The organism is Paraburkholderia solisilvae, assembly GCF_902859875.1.
Taxonomy (GTDB): Bacteria; Pseudomonadota; Gammaproteobacteria; order Burkholderiales; family Burkholderiaceae; genus Paraburkholderia; species Paraburkholderia solisilvae.
The window spans coordinates 1-3392 of sequence record NZ_CADIKF010000110.1 but is presented as its reverse complement, the minus strand read 5'-3'; the positions used below and the strand labels follow the sequence as shown (position 1 = coordinate 3392).

Genomic DNA, 3392 nt, shown 5'->3' with positions numbered 1-3392 from the left:
GACGATAACTAGGAATTATCGACCATATGAAACCGCTGCTCGCCCCGCAGATCTTGAAGCCGAACTCAGGCGAAAAGCCTCGCATCCTCTTCATCGCCGAATATGCGCCAGACGAATTCGCACCGCGCGCCAAGAGTTTTCCTGGTGATGGGGGTTACCCGGAATACCACTACGGCATCTGGAAAGGATTGCAGGAGCTTGGATATCCGATGCGGTCATCCGCCCAGCCAACGTCGGCCCTCTTTGCCGGCGGCAACATCGATTTCGTTTTCTCGCTCTATAACCGGATGCCGATCAACAATTCGGAAGTCCTGGTTTCCGCTTTTTGCGAGTACGTCAGACTTCCGTATCTGGGTGCTCCGCCGGGCATCAGGGCATTGGCTGAGGACAAGTGGCTAAGCAAGCTGGCCGCAAAATCCATCGGCATTCCGACCGTCGACGGAGTGCCCTATGGAAGCGAAGCTTCTCTTGCCGAGGCCCCAGCGTTTGATGGCCCGTATTTCGTCAAGGACCGCTTTGGGGCGAGTTCGGAGGGCATCACGGTCAGATCGTTTCAAAACACATGGGCCGGGGCGCGAGAGGTCGCAGCACAACGGATTGGCGAAGGGGTACCGGTCCTGGTCGAACAGTACGCACCGGGAATCGACATTACCGTGCCGATTCTCGGCGGCGACCTGCCGATCATGCTGGGGTTCGTCCACCCACGATCGGACAAGCCAGGCAGTATCCTGACAGAGGACCTGAAAATGAACGATCCGCTTGGCTACGAAATGTATGACTTGGGTGGAGCATCGGGCGACATCCATGACGACATGATGGCGCTATGGGCGGCTGCTGGACCGATGGATTATCTGAGAATGGACTACCGGTACGATGCAAAGACCGGCAAGCGCCGGTTCCTTGAATTCAATCTCTGTTGCTATCTCGGCCTGGATGGCGCGACCTGTGTCGCCGGCGCCGACTGCGGTTTGACACAGTCAGACATCTTGGGTCACGTGGTCGAATTCGGGTTGCGCCGTCAGGGTGGTAGCCGGAAGCATCTGAAGTGGGTTCTGTGACCAGTATTGCATCCAGTCATTGCGGTAGAGCCTGAATGCGTCGCGCGGCTCAAGAGGTCCGCTGGAAATTGCCTGCCGGATGCGAGCCAGTTCTGGTGTCATTCCACCGCGAGCTTCTGCATCCTCAAGTAGCTTCGTGGATCTGGCCGTATTTCCCGCAACATTCTCGATCAGCGCACCGGCATACCGCACATGGCGCGCGCAGTCGGGGATATTGATCTCGTCCGACGCGGGAATCAATGCCCGCATTCTGGCAACGGCAGCGGTTTTTTGATCGAGCAGCATTTCCAGCATCGCGAGATTGGCTTCTGTAATGGCGCGCGGATAGTTCATCTCCATCATCGGCAGCAGTTTGACCATGTGCCGTTGTGCAAGATCGAACTGACCGAGCAGCATCAATGCCGTACCGAGATTGGTCCCAGACTCCTGGATATGCTGGGTCCCGAGGATTGATAACCGGCTGTACGACTGACGGAAGTATTGCCGGGCGGATTCGATGTCGCCCAAATACGCCTTGACCACACCATAATTGCACAAAGTGGTCGCTTCTCCGAACGCGTCGCGGTTCGCGGAGAACGAACGGATGGCCTGATCCAGCATACGTTCAGCGGCATCCAGGTCCTGCTTTGGCGAGAGCATGTGTACGGCCGCCACATTTCTGAGAAAGTACGGGTAATTCGCGGCACGCTGAAGTTGCGGCGCCCATTGATGTAAAACCGCGGTTGCGTCTTCCCAACGCTCTTCGTGCAGCAGCCCGCCAATCTTGTAGGACACCAGCAAAGCCTTTTCCTCGTCCGAACCTCCTTCATTGAGAAGCCGATCGATTTGCCGGTTCGATTCGTCGTGGTCTCTGATCCGGTTCAGTGCAACCGCGTCAAGAATGCGCAGAATGCGGTAGCGCCCGAACTCGGCTTTCGATATCCGGTCCAGCACTGCCTTGGCGCGGACGTAATCTTGTAGCGATACGAATAGCGCGACCTGAACGAACAGATCATGCAGGCTCGGGATACCCTGTCGACGCTGCGCAATTTCGATATACCTCTCGGCGTCGGCAGTGGACCCCTGTGACATCGCAATTCTGACGAGTGTCTGAGCCCGCGAGGGGACGGCCGCGGGATCGATGTCGTGTGAGAGCCGGTAAAGCAGTTGAGCCAATGCGGCATCCGAATGGCGCGCCGATTTGGTTCGTTCGGCTTCCGTGAAGAAATCATAGAGATCACGGGCCACCGCAAGATTCTCGACATCTCGTTGTCTGAGTTCGCGGATCGGCATTGCCGAATTCGTCGTCAACATGACAAGACTGTCACCGTCTTCTGCCGTGCTTTGCTCGATTAGCCGCAAACGGCGTAACTCATCAATGGACGCATCGAACTCTGCAGGTGTGCCAACCACCTGTTCCGATCGAAGCGTCAAAAGTCGCATGTCGGAGCGGCGTAATGGCTGATCCGCAGTGCACAGCAGTCGGATCACAAACTTGGCCATTTGGGTGAGTTCACCGGAGTCCGCCGCCTGATACGTTCCTTCGAGGTAGTCCAGCAGCACCCACATGTCATTTCCGGCAAGCTTCGCCAGTCTGTCGTAATCGTCGCTCTGAAACTCAAGGCCTTTGATGGCCGAAATGGCTGCTACAAATCGCGCGTCGATGGGCTGAAACGCTTCTTCCGCCACCGCGGCAGTACGAAATGGAAGGCGTCTGCGGAAACTCGCGTAGGGCAAGTCGCCTTCCATTTCATCCGTGACTGCCAGCACAAATCGCACATGGGCATAGTGCTCGTCCGACGCGCACGCATGCGTGAGCTGGATGATTTCAGATGCCTTCTTCTGTGTGTTGTCCAGAAAGAAATAGACTTCCGGTTTCGGCCATGTCACCGCCATTCTGCAAATGCGCGAAGCAGCAGACGATGGGAACGGCGCGACAACAATGCCCTCTCCAATGCCTATCAGCGCCGTGACTCCAATGCGCGCAAGTGGCAAGAGGGCCGCGCTTGAGGCTGTCACGATCCGGGAAAGCAGGCCGGCAAGCGGGCCGGCCTGCAAAAGATTGCCGAGACGGCACAGAAAACGCTGATCCCGGTATTCCTTGAGTGCGTCCGCAAGCTGAGACACCCCTCCCGCCGCCATGTCCATGTAGATGGAAACACTGCCTTTGCTCTGGTTCGCCGCTAGATGCCGCAGAAACTCGGAAGCTCCGCTCGATTTCGAGGTTCGAAAAACGATGACGCGCTTGCAAGGGTTTCGGGTTGCCACGAACTCCCTGAATTTGGCGATCTCAATTGATCGATTGGCGAATTTTATCGTCTGCGACATCGCGAGAGATAATTCCTAGTTATCGTC

General features: G+C 56.7%; 2 protein-coding genes. One reads left to right on the top strand and one right to left on the bottom strand.

Annotated features, from left to right (window positions below; all coding sequences use genetic code 11):
• The first annotated feature begins 26 nt into the window (after window positions 1-26).
• Window positions 27-1058, top strand: coding sequence for a D-alanine--D-alanine ligase family protein (locus HV675_RS31930; protein ID WP_175115447.1), 1032 nt, complete (start codon window positions 27-29; stop codon window positions 1056-1058).
• Here the strand turns inward: HV675_RS31930 and HV675_RS31925 are convergent.
• Entirely contained in the window at window positions 978-3365 is a 2388-nt protein-coding gene (locus HV675_RS31925) for a tetratricopeptide repeat protein (RefSeq protein ID WP_175115446.1), read from the bottom strand. The two genes, HV675_RS31930 and HV675_RS31925, sit on opposite strands and share 81 nt — an antisense overlap.
• Window positions 3366-3392 lie beyond the last annotated feature (27 nt).